General features: G+C 66.2%; 2 protein-coding genes and 1 pseudogene. All 3 read right to left on the minus strand.

Annotation, left to right across the window (positions count from 1 at the left end):
- Positions 1-507 (minus strand): thiamine pyrophosphate-binding protein (locus MOV74_RS38220; protein ID WP_246932692.1); only part of this gene is annotated, 507 nt, incomplete at its 3' end.
- Between the two features lie 80 nt (positions 508-587).
- Positions 588-1,220, minus strand: a complete 633-nt coding sequence (locus tag MOV74_RS38225) for a 2-dehydro-3-deoxy-6-phosphogalactonate aldolase (protein WP_246932694.1) — start codon at positions 1,218-1,220, stop codon at positions 588-590.
- Position 1,221: 1 nt separating this feature from the next.
- Positions 1,222-1,404: pseudogene (locus tag MOV74_RS38230) on the minus strand (2-dehydro-3-deoxygalactonokinase); the annotation flags it as partial.

Below are 1,404 nucleotides of genomic sequence, written 5' to 3' on the forward strand. Positions count from 1 at the left end.
CGGGCTGCGGAACGCGACGTCGCCGGGCATGGCGACGACGGCGACGCCGCGCAGGCCCACGGCTGCGCGGATGGCGTTCTCCAGCACGAAGGGAAGCTGGCTCGGGTCGGAGACCAGCTCGCAATAATGGCTGCATTCGCGGAACAGGTTTTGCGGATGCGTCTCCTGGAAATAGCCGCCGCCGATCTCGGCCGTCGGGATCTGCGCGGCGATCGCCAGCACGGGAACGCGACTGCGATGCGCGTCGAACAGCCCGTTGATCAGATGCAGATTGCCGGGGCCGCAGGAGCCCGCGCACACCGCAAGGCTCCCGGTCATCTCCGCTTCGCCGGCGGCGGCGAACGCGGCGACCTCCTCGTGGCGGACATGGATCCATTCGATCGTGCCACGGCGGCGCAGCGCCTCGGTCAGGGCGTTCAGGCTGTCGCCGACAATGCCGTAGATGCGCTTGACGCCGGCCTGTTCGAGCGTTGCCACGAACAGATCGGCCACGTTGTTGATCGCCATATCGGTCTCCTGATCTCGCTGGTCACGCAAGATAGGATAACGCGCGACGGTGACGGCATCACGGCTTGTTTATTGGCGGCTCAGTCTTTCGCAATCGCCCGATCGTAAGCCGCGATCGTCACCTTTGCGCGAGCGGCCACATCCGTTGCGCTCATGCCGGGCTTGTAGAGGCTCGAGCCGAGCCCGAAGGCGGTCACGCCGCCCTTGATATATTCTGCAAAGTTCTGGTCGGAGACGCCGCCGACGGCGGCGATCATCACGCCTGATGGCAGCACCGCCTTGATCGCGGCAATGCCGGGGGCACCTAACACGCTCGCCGGAAAGAATTTCAATCCCGATGCGCCGGAGCGTGCGGCAAGCAGCGCCTCGGTCGGCGAAAACACGCCGGGCAGCGTCACCATCGCGTACTGATGTGCACGCACGAGCGCCTGCGTGTCGACATTCGGCGAGACCATCAGTTTGCCGCCGACGTCGTTGAGGCGATCGACATCTGCGGTGGCCAGCACCGTGCCTGCGCCGATCAGCACGCCCGGAGGCGCCTGCTTCACGGCCGTTGCGATCGAGCGGAATGGATCGGGCGAGTTCAGGGGGATCTCGATCGCGGTCATGCCGGCTTCGATCAGCACGCCGACGATGGCCTCCGTCTCCTCGGGCTTGACGCCGCGCAGGATCGCGACCAGCGGCCGCTTCATCGGCGGAAAGGGAACGGTCATCTCAAGATTCCTTTGACTTCGTCCAGATCGCCGCAGCCGCCATCGACAGGCCGCGGCGAACGGCCTCATCCGCATCGACCGGCCCGGCGGTCACCGACAGCGCCTCGAACGCCAGCTGGTACAGCATCGCAAGCCGCCCAGAGGCAATCAACGCGACACCCGCTTGCGGCACGGTGCCGGAGAG

Source organism: Bradyrhizobium sp. SHOUNA76, assembly GCF_023006445.1.
Taxonomy (GTDB): Bacteria; Pseudomonadota; Alphaproteobacteria; order Rhizobiales; family Xanthobacteraceae; genus Bradyrhizobium.

What these genes read in the sequence shown, in the direction of transcription:
- MOV74_RS38225 (WP_246932694.1), bottom strand. Translation starts at nt 1,220, where the DNA reads ATGACCGTTCCCTTTCCGCCGATGAAGCGGCCGCTGGTCGCGATCCTG.